At 44.5% G+C, this 18,264-nt stretch carries 16 protein-coding genes; 10 read left to right on the forward strand and 6 right to left on the reverse strand.

Annotated elements, in window-relative coordinates:
- The first annotated feature begins 151 nt into the window (after window positions 1-151).
- A complete protein-coding gene (gene nfuA, locus AC0VYI_RS12380) occupies window positions 152-733 on the forward strand; it encodes a Fe-S biogenesis protein NfuA (RefSeq protein WP_199476423.1) in 582 nt (193 codons plus the stop codon).
- A gap of 138 nt (window positions 734-871) precedes the next feature.
- Here the strand turns inward: nfuA and AC0VYI_RS12385 are convergent, their stop codons facing one another.
- Window positions 872-1,945: a 3-deoxy-7-phosphoheptulonate synthase gene (locus AC0VYI_RS12385; protein ID WP_475449679.1), complete on the reverse strand. Its 1,074-nt coding sequence runs from the start codon at window positions 1,943-1,945 to the stop codon at window positions 872-874.
- 99 nt (window positions 1,946-2,044) lie between these two features.
- Window positions 2,045-2,806, reverse strand: a complete 762-nt coding sequence (locus AC0VYI_RS12390) for a sulfite exporter TauE/SafE family protein (protein ID WP_475449681.1) — start codon at window positions 2,804-2,806, stop codon at window positions 2,045-2,047.
- A 108-nt stretch (window positions 2,807-2,914) separates the two neighbouring features.
- Here AC0VYI_RS12390 and cysB point away from each other — a divergent pair, with 108 nt between their 5' ends.
- Entirely contained in the window at window positions 2,915-3,889 is a 975-nt protein-coding gene (cysB, locus tag AC0VYI_RS12395; protein WP_475449683.1) for an HTH-type transcriptional regulator CysB, read from the forward strand.
- Window positions 3,890-4,001: 112 nt separating this feature from the next.
- Here cysB and wrbA read toward each other — a convergent pair whose 3' ends face one another.
- From wrbA to AC0VYI_RS12415, 4 genes are all read right to left on the reverse strand, one after another.
- Window positions 4,002-4,601 (reverse strand): NAD(P)H:quinone oxidoreductase, encoded by a 600-nt coding sequence (wrbA, locus tag AC0VYI_RS12400; protein WP_475449685.1) that lies wholly within the window; start codon window positions 4,599-4,601, stop codon window positions 4,002-4,004.
- Window positions 4,601-4,942, reverse strand: coding sequence for an arsenate reductase (glutaredoxin) (gene arsC / locus AC0VYI_RS12405; RefSeq protein ID WP_475449687.1), 342 nt, complete (start codon window positions 4,940-4,942; stop codon window positions 4,601-4,603). The genes wrbA and arsC overlap by 1 nt, the downstream gene beginning before the upstream one ends.
- A 74-nt stretch (window positions 4,943-5,016) precedes the next feature.
- Window positions 5,017-6,744: a proline--tRNA ligase gene (locus AC0VYI_RS12410; RefSeq protein ID WP_475449689.1), complete on the reverse strand. Its 1,728-nt coding sequence runs from the start codon at window positions 6,742-6,744 to the stop codon at window positions 5,017-5,019.
- Between the two features lie 35 nt (window positions 6,745-6,779).
- Complete coding sequence (locus AC0VYI_RS12415) at window positions 6,780-7,649, reverse strand: SMP-30/gluconolactonase/LRE family protein (protein WP_199476416.1); 870 nt, start codon at window positions 7,647-7,649, stop codon at window positions 6,780-6,782.
- 84 nt (window positions 7,650-7,733) lie between these two features.
- Between AC0VYI_RS12415 and AC0VYI_RS12420 the strand changes: the two genes are divergently transcribed.
- From AC0VYI_RS12420 to AC0VYI_RS12455, 8 genes are all read left to right on the forward strand, one after another.
- On the forward strand, window positions 7,734-8,177 hold the full coding sequence (locus AC0VYI_RS12420; protein ID WP_475449691.1) for an HIT domain-containing protein: 444 nt from the start codon (window positions 7,734-7,736) through the stop codon (window positions 8,175-8,177).
- 40 nt (window positions 8,178-8,217) lie between these two features.
- Window positions 8,218-10,059, forward strand: coding sequence for a DUF2786 domain-containing protein (locus AC0VYI_RS12425; protein ID WP_475449693.1), 1,842 nt, complete (start codon window positions 8,218-8,220; stop codon window positions 10,057-10,059).
- A gap of 254 nt (window positions 10,060-10,313) precedes the next feature.
- On the forward strand, window positions 10,314-10,394 hold the full coding sequence (kdpF, locus tag AC0VYI_RS12430) for a K(+)-transporting ATPase subunit F (RefSeq protein WP_067018052.1): 81 nt from the start codon (window positions 10,314-10,316) through the stop codon (window positions 10,392-10,394).
- A 12-nt stretch (window positions 10,395-10,406) separates the two neighbouring features.
- On the forward strand, window positions 10,407-12,131 hold the full coding sequence (gene kdpA / locus AC0VYI_RS12435) for a potassium-transporting ATPase subunit KdpA (RefSeq protein ID WP_475449695.1): 1,725 nt from the start codon (window positions 10,407-10,409) through the stop codon (window positions 12,129-12,131).
- Window positions 12,132-12,134: 3 nt separating this feature from the next.
- A complete protein-coding gene (gene kdpB, locus AC0VYI_RS12440) occupies window positions 12,135-14,156 on the forward strand; it encodes a potassium-transporting ATPase subunit KdpB (RefSeq protein ID WP_475449697.1) in 2,022 nt (673 codons plus the stop codon).
- Between the two features lie 11 nt (window positions 14,157-14,167).
- The gene (gene kdpC, locus AC0VYI_RS12445) at window positions 14,168-14,815 is read left to right on the forward strand and encodes a potassium-transporting ATPase subunit KdpC (RefSeq protein ID WP_475449699.1); all 648 of its coding nucleotides are present in this window, start codon (window positions 14,168-14,170) and stop codon (window positions 14,813-14,815) included.
- Between the two features lie 46 nt (window positions 14,816-14,861).
- Window positions 14,862-17,525 carry an ATP-binding protein gene (locus tag AC0VYI_RS12450; protein WP_475449701.1) on the forward strand — a complete coding sequence of 888 codons (2,664 nt, stop codon included), beginning with the start codon at window positions 14,862-14,864 and terminating at the stop codon, window positions 17,523-17,525.
- Between the two features lie 18 nt (window positions 17,526-17,543).
- Entirely contained in the window at window positions 17,544-18,227 is a 684-nt protein-coding gene (locus tag AC0VYI_RS12455) for a response regulator (RefSeq protein WP_475449703.1), read from the forward strand.
- The last annotated feature ends 37 nt before the right edge of the window (window positions 18,228-18,264 follow it).

The raw sequence follows: 18,264 nt of genomic DNA on the forward strand, positions 1-18,264 counted from the left end.
CCTTATTCAATTAATTAACTCCTCTAATCAACGGTTCAAGCAAAAATGAATAGTGGAAAAATACCCTACTTTTTTAGTTGGTCTTTGGCTTTATTGTCAATCTGAGTTACTATGTACTCATTAGATGTATGACTGATTTAGAAGGGTTGTTATGAATATTACTATTACTGATGGCGCTCAAGACTACCTTGCTTCACTGCTGGAAAAACAGGGTGTAGAGGGGATTGCTGTGCGTATTTTTATCCAACAACCAGGTACGCCTTATGCGGAGACTTGTCTTGCTTACTGCCGTCCTGATGAAGTGAATGAGACAGACGAAATTTTGAATCTTCCTAAACTGAAAGTCTACATTGAGAAAAATTCAGTGAACTTTTTGGATGAAGCTTATATAGACTATGCGACGGAAAAGATGGGAGGGCAGCTAACCATTAAAGCGCCCAACGCTAAAATGCCGAAAGTTTCAGCGGATAGTCCAATCGAAGATCAAATTAATTATATTCTTTACTCAGATATTAACCCAGGCCTTGCCGCCCATGGCGGGGAAGTAACCTTAGTAGAAGTGATTGATGGGCAAGTTGCTGTACTTCGCTTTGGTGGCGGTTGTCAGGGGTGTAGTGCAGTCGACTTAACTTTGAAAGAAGGTGTTGAAAAAACCTTGATTGAAAAAGTGGCTGGTTTGACCGCCGTGAAAGATGCAACTGACCATACTGTCACGGACAATGCCTTTATGTAACCATTGTTATTGTACTGAATTCATCCTGTCAGTGTTTGTGGATGAGTGCGCAGGACAGTCAAATGCAAAAAGGGACGATATTTCTATCGTCCCTTTTTGCATTTTAACTACGTTTCTTGAAGAAGAATGTATGAATTATTAGCGCTTGCGTTTGGGCAAAACAGATTTTAACGCATTGGCCATATCAGTGATTGTCTTCTCCGATGTTTGCCAGTCAATACAGGCATCCGTAATGGATACACCATAGGTGAGGTCTTTTTTATCTGCAGGGACTTTTTGGTTGCCCCATCCAATGTTGCTTTCGATCATTAATCCCATAATGGATTGGTTGCCATCGAGAATTTGTTGAGTAACGTCTTCGGCGACAATGACCTGGCGTTCTGGTTTTTTACTGGAGTTTTCATGGGATGTGTCCACCATGATGTTCGCTTTCAGGTTGGCTTTGGCAAGCGCTTCTTCTGCTTCAATGACAAATTGCGCTTCGTAGTTGGGTTTACCCCCACCACCGCGCAAGACAACATGCCCATAGTCATTGCCCTTGGTGTTAACAACCGTGACTTGGCCTGCTTCATTAATTCCCAAAAAAGAGTGCGGATGTGAAACAGATTGCATCGCATTTATTGCTACTGTCATTGAGCCATCTGTACCATTTTTAAAGCCTACAGGGCCAGATAGGCCAGACGCCATTTCTCGATGCGTTTGTGATTCGGTTGTACGAGCCCCGATGGCAGACCAGCTGATCAAGTCTTGGATATACTGGGGGGAAATGGGGTCAAGGGCTTCGGTGGCCAATGGCAAACCAAGTTCCGCAAGATCAATTAATAACTTACGGCCGATACGCAAGCCTTTATTAATATCAAAGGTACCATCAAGGTTGGGATCGTTAATAAGGCCTTTCCAGCCTACCGTGGTTCTTGGTTTTTCAAAATAGGCGCGCATGATGATATAAATCGAGTCATCTACTTTTTCAGCCAATGCTTTCAAGCGTCTTGCATAGTCAAGGGCGGCTTCTGGATCATGAATAGAGCAGGGACCTATAACAATGGCAAGGCGGTGGTCTTTACCATCCATGATGTTTTTTATTGTTTCACGAGATCGCGCAATCGCTTTGCTTACGGACTCGCTAATAGGTAGTTCAGCCTTTAGTTCTGTTGGAGTGACTAAAGGAGAGAATGAGGCAATATTTAAGTCCTCAAGATGTCGATTACTCATTACAAGGGATTCCTAGTTACTATTTTTTTACGTGTTGGAACATTATCGTGTTTTACATCTTTTATGAACCTTATTACCCCCCATTTTTAGGATCTTTTTTTAAAAGAAGAGGTATTTTAGGCCAAATGCCATTAATGCTGTGGCTAAAAGGGGTTGTAATACTTTGTTGGGAAGATAGCTGGAAGCATAGGTGCCAAGGTAAATGGCTGGGATGGAGCCAATTAAAAGGCCGACCAGTAGGGTATAGTCCACATTGCCAAGCAGTAGGTGCCCAATTCCCCCAATCAATGTAAGTGGCACAGCGTGAGCGAGATCGGTACCAACGATGTTCTTGGCTCGCATGACGGGAAAGAGAATCATCATAATCGCTGTCCCTAGTGCGCCAGCTCCAACCGAAGTCAGCGTTACTAATACCCCTAGTGCAATGCCGCAAACAAAAATCAGTTTCAAGCTGGTTCTTTCCGGTAAGCGCAAATCAAAGCGGCTTAGTAACTTACTGCGAAAAATAATGACAAGAGCTGTTATTAACAGCATTAACCCTAAGGTTGTGGTTAAGATGTGTTGATAGTTATCTGGCTTGTCAAACTGGGACAGTAACCATATAGTGACAAGTGAGGCTGGTAAACTGCCTGCTGCCATAGCGCCAACAATACGCCAATTCACATTGCCCTTTTTGGCATGTAAGTAGACGCCGGTGCTTTTGGCAATCCCTGCATACATAAGATCCGTGCCAATGGCAATATGGGGAGGAAAACCAAAGAGTAGTAAAAGTGGCGTCATAAGTGATCCACCGCCCACTCCCGTGATGCCAATGGCAAGCCCCACAACGGAGCCTGCTAAAATATACCAAATAAAATCCATCGTACTCTGTCTTTATGGCGATTCGAGCTGGAAACACTAGAGGTTTTTTACTATTCTATAAAGTAATATTTTATTATGTTTTTAACTCTTTTTAGAATAAGGTGTCCGATGAAGTTACAGCAGCTAAGATATATATGGGAAGTAGCGCGTCATGATTTGAACGTCTCGGCCACCGCGCAAAGCCTTTATACTTCACAACCAGGCGTAAGTAAGCAGATCCGTTTGCTCGAAGATGAGTTAGGTATTGAGGTCTTTGCAAGAAGCGGCAAGCATTTAACACACATTACCCCAGCGGGCGAAAAGATTATTGCCTTAGCGGGTGAGATCTTGAATCAAACGCAAAACATTAAACGTGTAGCCAATGAGTTTAGCGATGAACGCAAAGGCGCCATGGATATTGCTACAACGCATACTCAAGCGCGCTATGCTTTGCCAAAAGTGATTCATGAATACATTGACAGTTATCCGGATGTGACGCTGCACATGCATCAAGGGACACCCATGCAAATTGCCGAGATGGCAAATGATGGTGTAGTGGATTTTGCTATCGCGACCGAGGCGCTAGAATTGTTCGGCAATCTAGTCATGCTGCCTTGTTATATGTGGAATCGTTGCGTTGTTGTACCCAAAGGGCATCCGCTGGCCCAATCGAGCAAATTGACTTTAGAGGCATTAGCAGCGCATCCCATTGTGACTTATGTTTTTGGTTTTACCGGACGCTCTCAATTGGACCAAGCGTTCCAAGAGGCAGGTTTAGATCCAAATGTCGTCTTTACAGCGGCCGATTCGGACGTGATAAAGACCTATGTACGTTTAGGGTTGGGAGTCGGAATTGTCGCGTCTATGGCCTTTGATCCTGAGCAGGATTCTGATTTGGTAGCCCTTGACGCTTCACATCTTTTTGAAGACAGCTGTACAAAAATTGGCATTCGTAGCAATACCTTTATTCGTGGCTATATGTATAAATTTATTGAGTCATTTGCGCCTCATTTAACCAAAGATATCGTTGTTGCGGCAATGGAAGCCGCGAATCGACAAGATGCTGAGCAACTTTTTAAACATATAGAGTTGCCAAGGCTTTAAGCATCTAATATATCTAGGCAATGATGGGACAAGTAAAAGGAAAAAGGCGGAGTGATAGTCAATGTCACTTCGCCTTTTTATTGAGCGATTTTGAGATGAGGAATAAAAGGGACTATTTGCCCAGTTTTATAGCCAGCTCAGCAATGCGTTTACCTTGTGCTTCACATAAAGACTTTTCATCATTTGTCAGCTGATGTTCGTTCGTCTTGCTAGCAAGGTGGCTTGCACCATAAGGCGTTCCTCCTGCAGTGGTACTAAGGAGTGCTTTGTTGCTGTAAGGCAAACCGGCCCAAACCATGCCATGATGCAAAAGGGGGGTCATCATGGAATGAAGGCACTGCTCATGACCACCATGCATGCTGCTCGCACTAGTAAACCCACAGGCGGGTTTATCGATCAAACGGCCTGTCAGCCAAAGCATGGAGGTTTGATCGATAAAGTGTTTAAGTGGCGCAGCGATGGCACCAAAATAAGAAGGCGAGCCAATTGCGAGACCAGAGCACTCTGCCAACTCGTCTAATGTAATATAGGGAGAGCCTTCTTCTGGTATTTCGGGTGCGGTGGCTTCGCAGGTCTCAGACACATTGGGAACCTGACGGACTTTGGCTTCAATACCACCAACACTATTAACGCCTCTGGCAATGTGTTTGGCCATTTCGGCAATTGAACCATGCTTACTGTAAAACAAAATTAAAACATAGGGGGTGCCCATTAGAATAATTCCAGCACTTGCTCGGGTGGGCGTCCAATCTTTGCTTTGCCGTTGTGGATGACGATAGGGCGTTCGATTAGGCTTGGATTGTTGTGCATGGCTTGGATACGCTCTTCGTCCGTCGATTCTTTGGATAAACCAAGTTCTTTGTACAAGGCTTCTTTTGTACGCATCAACTCGATAGGGGAAAGAGCAAGCTGTTTAATCAATTCTTTGATCTCGGCAACGCTCGGTACATCTTGTAGGTATAATCGCACTTCGGGTTGAATGCCATTTTCTTCGAGTAAAGCAAGTGTTTGTCGGGATTTGGAACAACGAGGGTTATGGTAAATGGTCGTCATGCTGCTTCCTTTATTTGTCGTGCTATATTAGGAGAGATAAGCCGCCTAACTTGTCACTAGGCGGCTTATAAGGGTTAAGCTTGTTGCTTAACAATAAAGTCCACTGCATCAGCTTGCGCGATGTCTTGGTTATCGCCTTTAGAGCGATGTTTGTATTCTAGCGTGCCATTTGCAAGGCCTTTGTCGCCCACTACTAGGCGATGTGGAATACCGAGCAACTCACAGTCGGCAAATTTAACACCAGGGCGTTCTTTGCGGTCATCCAGAAGGACATCAATCCCTTTTGCCGTCAGTTCGGTGTATAAGCGCTCGCACTCTTCACGTACGGCTTCGGATTTATCATAGTTCATTGCAACAATGGCAACACTGAATGGTGCGATGCTTTCTGGCCAAAGGATGCCTTTGTCATCAAAGTTTTGTTCGATGGCTGCCGCCACGATACGAGACACACCAATGCCATAACAACCCATGTGCATGATTTGGGCTTTACCATTTTCATCTAACACGGTGGCTTTTAAGGCTTCAGCGTACTGTTGACCCAGTTGGAAAATATGACCCACTTCAATGCCGCGTTTAATAACGACTTTTCCTTTGCCATCAGGAGAAGGGTCGCCTTCCACGACATTGCGTAGGTCAGCCACTTCAAAATCAGAGCAATCTCTTTCCCAGTTTAAGCCAGTGACGTGGTAGTCGTCTTTGTTGGCACCAGCACAGAAATCGGACATCACGGCGGCTGAGCGGTCGACAATAATGCGAATCCCTTTCTCTTTTAAACCTTGTGGGCCGATAGAGCCGGGGGCACAGCCAATTTTGTTGAGAATGTCTTCTTCGCTGGCAAATTCGAATGGAGCAACAATGCCCTTTAGTTTCTCAACTTTCAGTTCATTAATATTGTGGTCACCACGAAGAACCAAGGCCACGATGGTACTTACTTCGTTTTCGTCGATGCCTTTAACCAGCATGGTTTTTACTGTTTGAGTGACATCCAGCTTTAGAAACTCAGCCACTTTCTGAATGGTTTTGCAGTCAGGCGTAAAGACTTCTGTCATATCCTGGGTGGCTGGATCGGCTTTTTCTTTTAGTGTTACCGCTTCTGCAAGTTCAACATTCGCAGCAAAATCGGACTCATCACTGAAAGCTATGTCGTCTTCACCGGAATCCGCTAAAACGTGGAATTCGTGGGAGTATGCACCACCAATACTGCCAGTGTCTGCGCGAACAGGGCGGTAATCCAAACCAATACGATCAAAGACGTTGCAGTACGCTTTATGCATGACATCGTATGTCTCTTGCAACGACTCTGGGCTGATATGGAATGAATACGCGTCTTTCATGCTGAACTCGCGTGAACGCATAACACCAAAACGAGGGCGGACTTCATCACGGAATTTGGTTTGAATTTGGAAGAAGTTAACAGGCAATTGTTTGTAACTGGTGAGTTCATTGCGAGCAAGTTCCGTAATGACTTCTTCGTGAGTAGGTCCCAAACAGTAATCACGACCATGGCGGTCTACAAGACGAAGTAACTCAGGACCATATTTTTGCCAACGGCCAGATTCTTGCCAAAGCTCTGCGGGTTGAACTCCCGGCATAATTACTTCAAGCGCACCGGCTTTTTGCATTTCGTCGCGTACGATGCTTTCCACTTTGCGGAAAACTTTCACGCCAGTTGGTAGCCAAGTATATAAACCTTTAGAAACTTGGCGGATCATGCCAGCACGAACCATCAATTGGTGGCTGGTAACAACAGCGTCGGTTGGAGTGTCACGTAATGTAGAAAATAAATAGTTGCTTGCGCGCATGATAATAGAGTCTATGTCTTATAAAAGTTAATGTCTTAGCCAGCAAAGCGTGGCTCAGTTAAGCCTGCAATGTCCACATCAATGGCAAAAATACCGCCAGCCTGTGGAAATTGTTGTAACTCTTCGTCGGTCTGTGCGCTTCGGCAGGTGCTCACAAACAGCGTTTTCATATCGGGGCCACCAAAGGCGACCATGGTCGGATAAATGGCTGGAACAGGATATTCTTTTAAAATCTTCCCTTCAGGGCTGATTTTTACCACTCGTTGACCTTGATACAGGGCTGACCAATAATTGCCTTCGCTATCGACAGCAGCCCCATCAGGGCGTCCATTGCCACGGGGGAACTCAATAAAGGTTCGTTTATTGGTGGCTTGCCCAGTCTCAAGGTCATAATCAAATTGATAGACGATATGATTCGGCGTGTCGGAATAATACATGATTTTGTTATCAGGTGAGAAGGCTAGGCCATTAGATGTCCAAGCAGCCTGATCAATAACAGTTTGTTTGCCGTTGGTAAATTGATGCAATGCTCCCTTAAATGCATCTTTTGGGCTATACATGGTGCCGGCAAGAAAGCGTCCTTTTGCATCACATCGACCATCATTAAAACGTGTTGTATTCTGATCATAGGTCGCCAGCCAATAGGTATTCAATGGCCCATTGAAATCATCAAATTGGTATACACCAGATCGAAAGGCGGCAATGAAGCCCCCATTTTCAGTAAGAGAGAAGCAACCAATCTCTTCATCGAATTGACGGGTTTCTAAGGTGTTTGCATTAATGTTAAATGCGTGTAATTTGAAAGCATCAATATCAACAAAATAAAGCGTTTGGGTGTGTTCATCCCAACGTGGGCATTCTGCTAATTTGGCTTGTACGTCCAAAACACATTGCATATCAGTCATGCTGACTCCAAGTCTTTGGGTGATTTTAATGTAGGAGTGCTATAGTGCTTATGAAAGGCTTTGATGTAAATAGGAATGTATAAGATGTTTGAGTTAAATCCCACTCTAGAACGCGATTCTATCTTGATCGGTTATTTGCCACTTTGCCAGGTGCGACTTATCAATGATCGTCAGTATCCTTGGTTTATACTGGTGCCGCAACGCAATGGTATTAGTGAAATATATCAATTGGTTGAAGAGGATCGCAGCATGTTAATGGCAGAAAGCTGCCTGTTAAGCGAAACGTTGCACGATGCTTTTTCCGCAGACAAACTTAATATTGCAGCGATTGGTAACAAAGTGACACAGCTTCACTATCACCACATTGTGAGATTTGAAAATGATGCCTGTTGGCCGGAGCCAGTTTGGGGGAAACTGCCTGCCATTGCGTATTCTCAAGAAGAGTTGTTGAGTATTTTGCAAAAGGTTAGATCGCTATTGTCAGATGATTTGAAACTACCCGATGGCGATGCCGAACTGTATTATTAACGAACGGACGACACTGGCAGACATAGGAAAGGCAATTTGTATGAATATACGCAGAAGAAAGAAGGCCATTAGTAAGGTTGTTAAGTTGCTTAATTTAGCGACTTCTACAAACTCTAGTGAATCCGTTGTTGCGCTTCGTCATGCGGAATCTTTAATTCGACAATATTCTATACTGCAGCGTGAATTACCTATTCTGCAATTGTGTGATACCAGTATGTTGTACCGTGTTAGTTGGGGAGGGGCGGCGCCAAGACACGCAAAAGAAGTGCCAGCTAAACCTGTGTTTCAGGAGTCTGTCTATCAACGTCGTTTCAGTGAAAAGACGGTGGATCCGAGTAAAGCTTATGCATCGGTCAGGACAATTTTAGATGACATCGAAGAAGGGTTGGTTGAGCAAGCTCACTCATCGATTGAGGATCCTTTTTCTGAAGCCGTTAAACACTCATATGGCAATCAAGCTGGAGTGGAAAAGGGTCTGGATGAAGACGATTCTAAACCCGAAGTGTCAAATGCTGATACTGAGACTAACAGTGAAGAGACATATGAAGAGGCGCCTGTTGCAAGTACAGAATCAAACCAAGCTCAGTCAGTAGAACAAAGCCAAGCAGTTGAGCGAAATGAATCAGTACAGCAGTATGAAACTGATGATAAAAGTACAGTCTCTAATGAAAAAGTAGCGGAACCGATGGACAATCTTCACCTGGATACTGAACAACCTATGTCTAATTCGAATGAATCGATTATATCAAGCGTCAATGTGACGTCTGGAACCATGTCATCTGACAATGTCATTAATGCTGCACAAGCGTTTCGTCCTAACGCACAGGAATTCGCTGATACCCTGAGAACCCAATATTCAACCAGTGATCCAGCCATCCCTTTTTCCGATGACAAGTATTGGTCTAAGATTTATGAGCGCTTGGCGGATTTTGATGAAGCCAAGGTACAGTCTCAGATGGACGCTCTTAAACAGCAGCTGCAATTGGCAGAAGAGAATTTGCAGGTCAAAAAGAGCTATCGGTTAGAGCAAGAACAAGAAGAGTTACTGGAACGAGCTGAGCGCGCACGCATTGAGCGAAGTTTTGAAGAGGCTATGGAGCGAGCGTTTCAAGCTCGTGCCAAAGCGCATGAAGCATGGGAGCAAGAACGAGCGCGTATTCGCTTGTCCAGCCTGCGGGATGAGCAAGAAGCATTGCATGGTTTTGAGTCGCTGACGCAGTCGCTTAATCAGCATGTTGAGGCTTTTAAACAGCATTTGCAGCGTAAGGAAGATTACCGTGCGGCGAAAATAATGCACGAGCTGCGTCGGCATCTTGCGTTAGCCGTTTCTTCAAGTCCTGAGTCGTCTGAATCCTACGCGACTGTTCTCGATATTATGCAAGACAACGGCTTGTCCTTAAAAGATTTAGAGTTTTCCGACATTAAAAACAAAAGCCTGTTTATTCGTCTTCTGGAGCGAGAAACAGCACAAATCGAAGACATTCATCAGCGAGAGTTATACACCGAAGAAATGCTGGATAAATTTTTGACCGCCAGCGCGGTAAAAAAGGAATCTAAAGCTTCTGAAAACCCCATTCAACACATTCAGCGGTTGTTGATTGCTGCAAACGAAGGGGGGCAATTTGAAACCCAAAAAAATCTAGAACAAGTGATACATTTGATGGGTAGCCACGGTATCAGTGTTCGAGACATAGGTTATGAATACATCAAAAAGTATTCGGTATTCATCCGTCTGATTAACTGGGAGGCGGAGAGTATTTCGTCTCTTTCTGAGCGCGAAGCCTTTACCGCTGGTATTTTAGAAGAATACGTTCAACATTCAGTTCAGGCACCAGCTCCAGCTAAATCGTCTGATAAGAGCAAAAATAAGAAAACCTATTAAGGTGTTCGTGATGCTCTCTACGATATTTACTGCAGTGAAAGCGCTTTTTGTTGGTCTTGTCCTAAGAAGCGCTTTTTTGTTTTCTATTTTGTTCTATAAGCCTCTTCAATAAACGCTCTATGCAGCGCCAATAAAGCTTGATGCTATGTCAGTCTTTATGGATTTTTTACGCCTTCTCAATATATCTATCTAGATATTTTACGCCGCTCATCTCTATTGTCTCCTTATCTACTACATCCATGAGGAGACAGAAGATGGCGTGGTTACTGCTGGTTCTATCCATTGTGCTTTTTATTTATCTGATGGTGGCAATGTTTGCACCAGAAAAGTTTTAGGGGGGCAAGATTATGTTTGAAATTGTGCTGATCTGCCTAATTGCCGTGGCGTTGGCCATTCCACTAGGATCGTATATGACAGGAGTGTTTTCTGGGGAAAAACACATAACCGATGGTTTTTTCTCTCCTATTGAATCAGTTCTATATCGCCTGATGAGAGTGAATCCAAATGAGTCCATGACGTGGCGTACCTACGGCATGGCATTTTTGATGAGCAATCTGATTTTAGGTGTCGTGGCGTTTTTGCTTCTTAAATTCCAGCAAGTACTGCCGTTTAATCCAGATTATATTGGGCCCCTTTCCTGGGATGTGGCATTGCATACCGCTATATCATTTATTACCAATACCAATCAGCAGCATTATGCTGGTCAAGCTCAGCTTTCTTATCTTTCCCAAGGTTTTCTTATTGTGACGCTACAATTTGTTTCGCCGGCGATGGGGTTGGCGATTTGCGTGGCTGTATTACGTGGCATGATAGGTGGTAAGAATAATAAGACAGCCAAAGAAGGAGAAGAGCGGGACCTTGGTAATTATTATGTTGATGTGGTTCGTGGCGTAGTGCGTGTCTTTCTGCCTTTATCTCTTATTGTTGCGCTCTTGCTTGCTTGGCAAGGTGTGCCGAGTACTTTTTCCGGTGCGCAGCATGTCCAGACGCTGGATACACAGTCATCCATGTCATCGCAAACGATTCCTGTTGGCCCTGTTTCTGCCATGGTAGCGATTAAACAACTAGGAACCAATGGTGGGGGCTGGTATGGATCAAATAGTGCCGACCCGTTAGAAAATCCAACGCCTTTGAGCGATGTGATTGAGACCATTGCCATTGTCCTGATTCCTATTGCTGTTGTTTTTATGGCAGGGGGGCTGATAAGACGCAAAAAATTTGCGTGGATGTCCTTTGCTGCTATGGCTATTCTCAGTGTGTCTTTTACAGCAGCGACAATTTACAGTGAAAATCAAGCCAATGCCGCATTTGTTGGAGCCAGTGCAATGGGTTCCAACATGGAAGGCAAGGAGGTGAGATTCGGCCCCGAACTTTCCGCCTTATGGGGAGCATTAACCACACAAACTTCGAATGGTTCAGTGAATGCCTCGATGGATTCTTTCAATCCACTCGGTGGTTTGATGGCGCGCTCAGGAATGCTGGTTAATGCGATATGGGGTGGTGTTGGGTGTGGCTTTGTTAACTTCATTGTCTATGTATGGTTGCCGGTCTTTTTATCTGGTTTGATGATAGGTCGTACGCCAGAAATTTTCGGACGCAAAGTTGAAACTAAAGAAGTGACTCTGCTATCTAGCTTAATCGTGTTGCCTGCCTTGTGTATTCTGGGATTTACTGCCATTGCCGTGTCTTTCCCAAGTATTACGGGGAACAGTAATCCAGGATTTCATGGAATCTCACAGGTTTTTTATGAGTATGCCTCAGCGTTTGCGAATAATGGTTCTGGCATGGCAGGATTGAAAAATGACACGCCATGGTGGAATCTCAGTGCGGCTTTTGTGATTCTGTTAGGACGATACCTGCCTCTTGTTATTCCCTTAATGATCGCTGGACTCATGGCGAAAAAACGTGTGACTCCAGCCAGTTCTGGTGGTTTGACATTAGAAACACCAACGTTCTGTGTCACGCTGATTGCCGTCATCCTGGTTATTAATGTGTTGTCTTTTCTTCCTGCCGCAGTCATTGGACCTATCGGCGAAGCATTGCAATTGTCTGCTGTTCATGTGGGGAATTAATCAATGAAAAATCAAACAGTTCAAACCATGACAATGTCTGAGTTGCGCCAAGCCAGCGTGGACTCATTAAAAAAACTGTCTTTACTAAAAATGGCGTCCAGCCCTGTGATGTTTATCGTTTGGGTGGGCACCTTGTTAAGTGCAACCATGACGCTATATCAAGCCGTGCAAGATAAGCCTTATGCTATGGCGCTGATTACGACCATCATTTTGTTTTTAACGGTTTGGTTTTCGAACTTGGCCGAGTCAGTAGCTGAGGCAAAAAGCCGAGGTCAAGCCTCTAGTCTTCGTTCTGCAAAACAATCTCTCAAGGCGTGTCGTATCAAAGGTGAAAGTGAAAGCTGGGTGGCTGCTGCTGATCTGATAAAAGGCGACCGAGTCAAAGTCAGGGCCGGAGAATATATTCCGGCTGATGGTGACATTATTGTCGGAGTGGCAACAGTGAATGAGTCTGCGGTGACTGGCGAATCGGCAGCGGTATTGAGAGAATCTGGCACAGATCACTCTAGTGTCATCGGTGGCACAAAATTGCTCAGTGGTGAAGTAGTTTTGGAAGTAGCGAATGACCCTGGTAACAGTTTTTTGGATCGTATGATTGGTTTAGTTGAGGGTGCTCAGCGACAAAAAACACCGAATGAAACAGCGCTGACTGTTTTGCTTTCTTCGCTAAGTGCTGTGTTTTTATTGATTGTCATGACTCTACCTGCGATGGCGCACTTTATGGGAGCCCGCTTGGATGACACCATGCTGATAGCTTTGCTGGTTTGCCTTATTCCGACGACCATCGGTGGTTTGTTACCCGCCATTGGTATTGCGGGCATGAACCGTGCGCTAAAAGCCAATGTGGTGGCAAAGTCGGGGAAAGCGGTTGAGGTCGCTGGTGATATTGACACCTTACTACTGGATAAAACAGGCACGATTACTTTTGGTGATCGACAAGCTACGGAGTTTCTGGTCTCCAAAGATGCGGATAGCATCGAGATGATTAAAGCGGCGGTGTGGTCGTCCCTTGATGATCCAACCCCTGAAGGGAAATCTGTGGTTTTGCTCGCGGAAAACAAGGGCATTGATAAACCTGAAGCGCCTGCGGATGCGGAATTTATTCCCTTCTCGCCGAAAACTCGTATTTCTGGTGCTCAGCTCGTTGACGGTTCTTTGATGATGAAGGGAGCGAGTGATTCCATGAAGACGTGGGCGCGAGATCACCAATTATCCTGGCCTGATGATATGGATGGTCTGGTCCGCAAAGTGGCTAAACAGGGAGGCACACCTCTGGTCGTTGCTTCAAATACAGCCGTTTTGGGGGTTATTGCCTTATCCGATGTGGTGAAACCAGGCGTTGCAGAGCGTTTTGCCCAACTAAGGGCCTTAGGTGTTCGCACTGTCATGGTAACTGGCGATAATCCCGTGACGGCTGGGGTGATAGCGGCGCAAGCCGGCGTGGATGATTTTATCGCCGAAGCCAAACCAGAAGATAAGCTTGCTTTGATTCGAGAAGAACAAGCCAAAGGGCGCTTAGTTGCCATGGTAGGGGATGGAACAAACGATGCGCCAGCTTTAGCACAAGCAGACATTGGGCTTGCCATGAACTCAGGCACACAAGCGGCGAAAGAAGCTGGCAATATGGTGGATTTGGATTCCGACCCTGCGAAATTACTGTCCGTTGTTGAAATCGGTAAGCAGTTATTGATTACACGCGGCGCTTTAACGACCTTTTCTCTTGCAAACGATGTGGCAAAGTATTTTGTTATCTTGCCGGCGATTTTTGTCACCGCGATCCCAACCATTGGAACACTCAATGTGATGCATCTCCATAGCCCACAATCGGCCGTTATTGCGGCATTGATTTTTAATGCTTTGATTATTCCTGCTTTAATTCCGCTTGCATTGAAAGGGGTTAAAGTCAGAGCGATTACGGCTGAGAAGTTGTTAAGAAACAATATGCTGGCCTATGGGCTTGGTGGTGTGTTGTTGCCTTTTATTAGCATAAAGATACTTGATGTTATTATCAGTTCATTTTTTTAGGAGCCACGATCATGAATGCACAAGTAACAGACGATTTACATGAGGGTGTTATTCAATGGCATCAAGGTGGTTTATCCAAACAAATCGCTTTGGCTGTCAGAATGTCACTAGTGATGCTGGTGCTTTGCGGTATTATTTATACAGGTAGTGTCACTATGGTAGCGCAAACACTGTTTCCTTTTCAGTCAACGGGCAGTGTGATTGACCATAATGGCAAACCTGTTGGTTCGAAATTGATTGGTCAATTATTTCAAAGTGCAGATTATTTTCATGGGCGCCCTAGTGCAGTAGGTTATGACCCAAAGTCTACCGGCGGTAGCAACCTTGCGCCGAGTAACCCTACATTGCGCGCAGAAGTGGAGCAACGTAGTTTGGCGATTCAGACATCGGATCATGTTACTGCGAGTCAAATTCCAGTGGATTTATTGGCAGCATCCGGTTCAGGTGTGGATCCAGATATTTCTCCAGCGGCAGCTTTGTTGCAGGTGGATAGGGTGGCCGCGCAACGGCATTTGTCTGTTAATGCGGTAAAAAAATTAGTTGATCAACACATTGAACACCCACAATGGGCTATTTTTGGTCAGGCAAGGGTAAATGTTTTGATGCTGAATTTAGCGCTAGATACACTCTCCGATACTAATAACACTCAGTCCAAATAATGACTAGATAAGATTAGTTGAGACACTTACCACATAGGGCGCGAAAATGATTGAAGAGCATCGTGATCAAAAAGCAGACGCCATTTTAAATGCGTTACAGCAATCTTCGCAGGGTAAGTTGACTATTTTTATTGGTGCAGCTCCTGGTGTGGGGAAGACCTACGCAATGATTAGCGCGGCAAAGGAAAGCGTTCAGCAAGGTGTCGAGGTGCTCGTTGGCTTGTTGGAAACTCATGGGCGTAAAGAGACACAAGACATAATGGCGGGGTTGAATGTCTTACCGCGTAAGGAAGTCCATTATCATGATACTGTTTTAACTGAGTTTGACTTGGATGCAGCGCTTGAGCAAAAACCAGAATTGATTTTAGTGGATGAGCTTGCTCACACCAATGTCCCTGGAAGTCGCCATACTAAGCGGTATCAAGATATTGCTGAATTATTAGCGGCTGGAATCAATGTCTATACCACGGTGAATGTTCAGCATATTTTGAGTTTACGTGATGTGGTTGCTCAAATTACAGGGGTGACAGTTCACGAGAGCGTACCGGATAACGTCATCGATGATGCCTATGACATTCGCTTTATTGATTTGCCCCCCATTGCGTTGATTGATCGGCTTAAGCAAGGAAAAGTTTACCTTCCTGAATACGCGCGAGTGGCGTTAGATACTTTTTTTTCTCTCTCCAATTTATCTGCGTTACGTGAGCTTGCAATGAAACGAGCCATGCATCAAGTAGATAGCTATTTAGAGACGGCCTTAATGCAAGGAAGCAGCGCTCAAAAATACGCTATTAGAGATAAGTTAATTGTCTTGGTCAGCGCCAGCAGCGATCATTGTTATTTGGTTCGTCTTGGACGACAAATTGCTGAAAGACGCCAGATAGCCTGGTGTGTCGTATGGGTGGATAGAGGCATTACCCAAAATGCCATACAACGGAAGCACTTAAATAATGTGATGAATCTTGCGAAAGATCTGGGAGCGCAAGTAGATACGTTAAGAGGTGAGAATTGCTATGCTGCCATCCTACCTTATCTAGAAGAGCAAAGAGTGAATACCGTGTTGGTAGGCAGTGGAGCCAAACATCGCTGGGGGTTTTGGAAAAAACGACTTTACCAACAGTTGATAGAATCCAACTTACCACTTGAAGTGTGTGTGTACCGATCCCCTGATATCGTATCGCAAAAGACGAACTGGCAGCGTCGTGATACTTTGTTTGGGGATTATCGTGGGCATATTTATGGTGTTATAGGTGTGGCGCTCGCGACACTCATTGCTTGGCCTCTTCAGCAATTTTTAAGCAGTGGTAACTTGGTTTTATTGTATGTTATTTCGATTGTGTTGGTGGGGCTTAAATATGGCACCAGACCTGCATTGGCGACGGCGATTTGGGCTTTTTTAAGCTTCAATTTCTTTCTAACAGAGCCGATTTATACGTTTAAGGTTAACCAACAAGACGATATTGCTACCTTAGTGTTTTTAGTGGTATTAGGCTTGTTGAGTGGTCCAGCGGCATCACGCATTCGAAATCAATTTATTTTACTGAAAGAGTCAAACCGTTATACCGAAGCGTTAAAAGACATGGCTCAACGACTGTCCGTTGTTGAAAGTGAAGTGACTCTTTGGGATTCACTGTGTGAAAAAGCATCCTCTCTGCTTGGTGCGAAATGTTTTTTTGCCTACCCCGAAGGTAGTGACAATGAATCGCATGTTAAACAGGTAAATTTTTCTTTATCTCAAGTGGAAGAATCCGCAATAGCTTGGTCTTTAACACACGGCGAGCAAGCAGGTCGATTCACACAAACATTAAATGCGTCCCGTATTACGGTTTTGCCAGTTAAACAAGAAAATATAGTGATTGGTGGGTTATTGATTCGTTGGTCCGCGGAGCAAGAACATTTTCTTCCTTTTGAAAGGGATTTGGTCGAATCTATGCTTCAGCAAGGTGCCAGTACTTGGCGCCGAGTGCGGTTGGTGTCTGATTTAGAATCAGCTCGTGTTAAGACAGAAGTGGAACAAATTCGCTCATCCTTGCTATCGTCTGTTTCCCATGACCTTAAATCCCCCTTGTCCGCTATGATGGGAGCGGCTGAAAGTTTGAAAATGTTGGATAAGCAATTGAGTGTTAGTGACAAGGAAGAATTGGTCGATACGATTTTACAAGAAAGCCATCGCTTAGACAGTTACATTCAGAATCTTCTAGATATGACTCGACTCGGTTATGGTGGCTTGAAAATCCAACGAGATTGGGTTTCGGTTGATGATATTATTGGCAGTGCTTTGAATCGATTAAAACGTTATTTTTCTCATGCAAAAGTCAATTGGGCTGTAACGGACGACGCTCCAGTGTTGTATGTACATGCAGCACTGATTGAGCAGGCTTTGTTTAATATTTTGGAAAATGCTGTTCGTTATTCTCCGGAAAAAGAAGCGATTACTGTGAAGCTTATTGTGGACGCTAAAACCTGTCGAATAACCATAGAAGATAAAGGACCAGGAATTCCAAAGGATGAGCAGGAGCACATTTTTAACATGTTTTATATTGTTTCAGATGGCGACAAAAAAAGTAAAAGTACAGGTATGGGCTTGGCTATTTGTCGTGGCATGATTGGTGCGCATGGTGGAACAGTCTGTGCCCGTAACGGGGCTGGAGGCAAGGGGACTCGTTTTATAGTCGAATTGCCTTTAGAGTATGGCGAACCAAATTCTTAACAAATAAAGCGGTAGTTTGTGGACATTAAAATAGTAGTGATTGACGATGAGTCTCAGATTCGTCGCATGTTACGAGTTGCTCTTGGGAGCGAAGGTTATGAAGTGATTGAAGCTGAGAATGGCGAAGCAGGGCTGATGGCCATTGTTCGTCATCAACCTAACGTGGTCATTCTTGATCTTGGTTTGCCAGATATGGATGGGCATCAGGTATTACGTGAAATGCGCTCATGGAGTTCGGTGCCGACCATTGTATTATCAGTGCGAAATCATGATAAGGAAAAAGTTGCAGCATTGGATTCCGGTGCTCAGGACTACATCACGAAACCCTTTAGCGTCATCGAGTTGCTTGCTCGAATACGGGTGTGTTTAAGAGATAATATTAAGCCTGATCAACTGGCTGTTATCGATGATGGTAAGTTATACATCGATTTATCAAGGCGCGAGGTTCGTCTTAATGATGCTCAAATTGTTCTCACCCCTAAAGAGTATGGCGTATTGGCGATTCTAGCGAGTTCGCCTAATTGTGTTATTACGCAAACACAACTACTCAAAGAGATTTGGGGGCCGAGCCATATTGAAGATACGCATTACCTGCGTATTGTTGTCAGTCATCTTCGTCAGAAATTAGGGGATGACCCTGTTAATCCAAAATATTTAAAAACCGAAGCAGGGGTTGGTTATCGTTTCTGTTTAGAAGAATGACTGGTTGTTTTTTGCTCAATGTCGCGAGGGTATCCTG

Source organism: Marinomonas sp. 63XJN7_9_ISO-PGPR-S23-217 (assembly GCF_056173515.1).

Coding starts and splice junctions, on each gene's coding strand:
- AC0VYI_RS12450 (WP_475449701.1), top strand. CDS start 14,862: ATGATTGAAGAGCATCGTGATCAAAAAGCAGACGCCATTTTAAATGCG.
- kdpF (WP_067018052.1), top strand. CDS start 10,314: ATGGCGTGGTTACTGCTGGTTCTATCCATTGTGCTTTTTATTTATCTG.
- AC0VYI_RS12385 (WP_475449679.1), bottom strand. CDS start 1,945: ATGAGTAATCGACATCTTGAGGACTTAAATATTGCCTCATTCTCTCCT.
- AC0VYI_RS12390 (WP_475449681.1), bottom strand. CDS start 2,806: ATGGATTTTATTTGGTATATTTTAGCAGGCTCCGTTGTGGGGCTTGCC.
- kdpC (WP_475449699.1), top strand. CDS start 14,168: ATGAATGCACAAGTAACAGACGATTTACATGAGGGTGTTATTCAATGG.
- cysB (WP_475449683.1), top strand. CDS start 2,915: ATGAAGTTACAGCAGCTAAGATATATATGGGAAGTAGCGCGTCATGAT.
- AC0VYI_RS12415 (WP_199476416.1), bottom strand. CDS start 7,649: ATGACTGATATGCAATGTGTTTTGGACGTACAAGCCAAATTAGCAGAA.
- AC0VYI_RS12425 (WP_475449693.1), top strand. CDS start 8,218: ATGAATATACGCAGAAGAAAGAAGGCCATTAGTAAGGTTGTTAAGTTG.
- kdpB (WP_475449697.1), top strand. CDS start 12,135: ATGAAAAATCAAACAGTTCAAACCATGACAATGTCTGAGTTGCGCCAA.
- nfuA (WP_199476423.1), top strand. CDS start 152: ATGAATATTACTATTACTGATGGCGCTCAAGACTACCTTGCTTCACTG.
- kdpA (WP_475449695.1), top strand. CDS start 10,407: ATGTTTGAAATTGTGCTGATCTGCCTAATTGCCGTGGCGTTGGCCATT.
- AC0VYI_RS12420 (WP_475449691.1), top strand. CDS start 7,734: ATGTTTGAGTTAAATCCCACTCTAGAACGCGATTCTATCTTGATCGGT.
- arsC (WP_475449687.1), bottom strand. CDS start 4,942: ATGACGACCATTTACCATAACCCTCGTTGTTCCAAATCCCGACAAACA.
- AC0VYI_RS12410 (WP_475449689.1), bottom strand. CDS start 6,744: ATGCGCGCAAGCAACTATTTATTTTCTACATTACGTGACACTCCAACC.
- wrbA (WP_475449685.1), bottom strand. CDS start 4,601: ATGGGCACCCCCTATGTTTTAATTTTGTTTTACAGTAAGCATGGTTCA.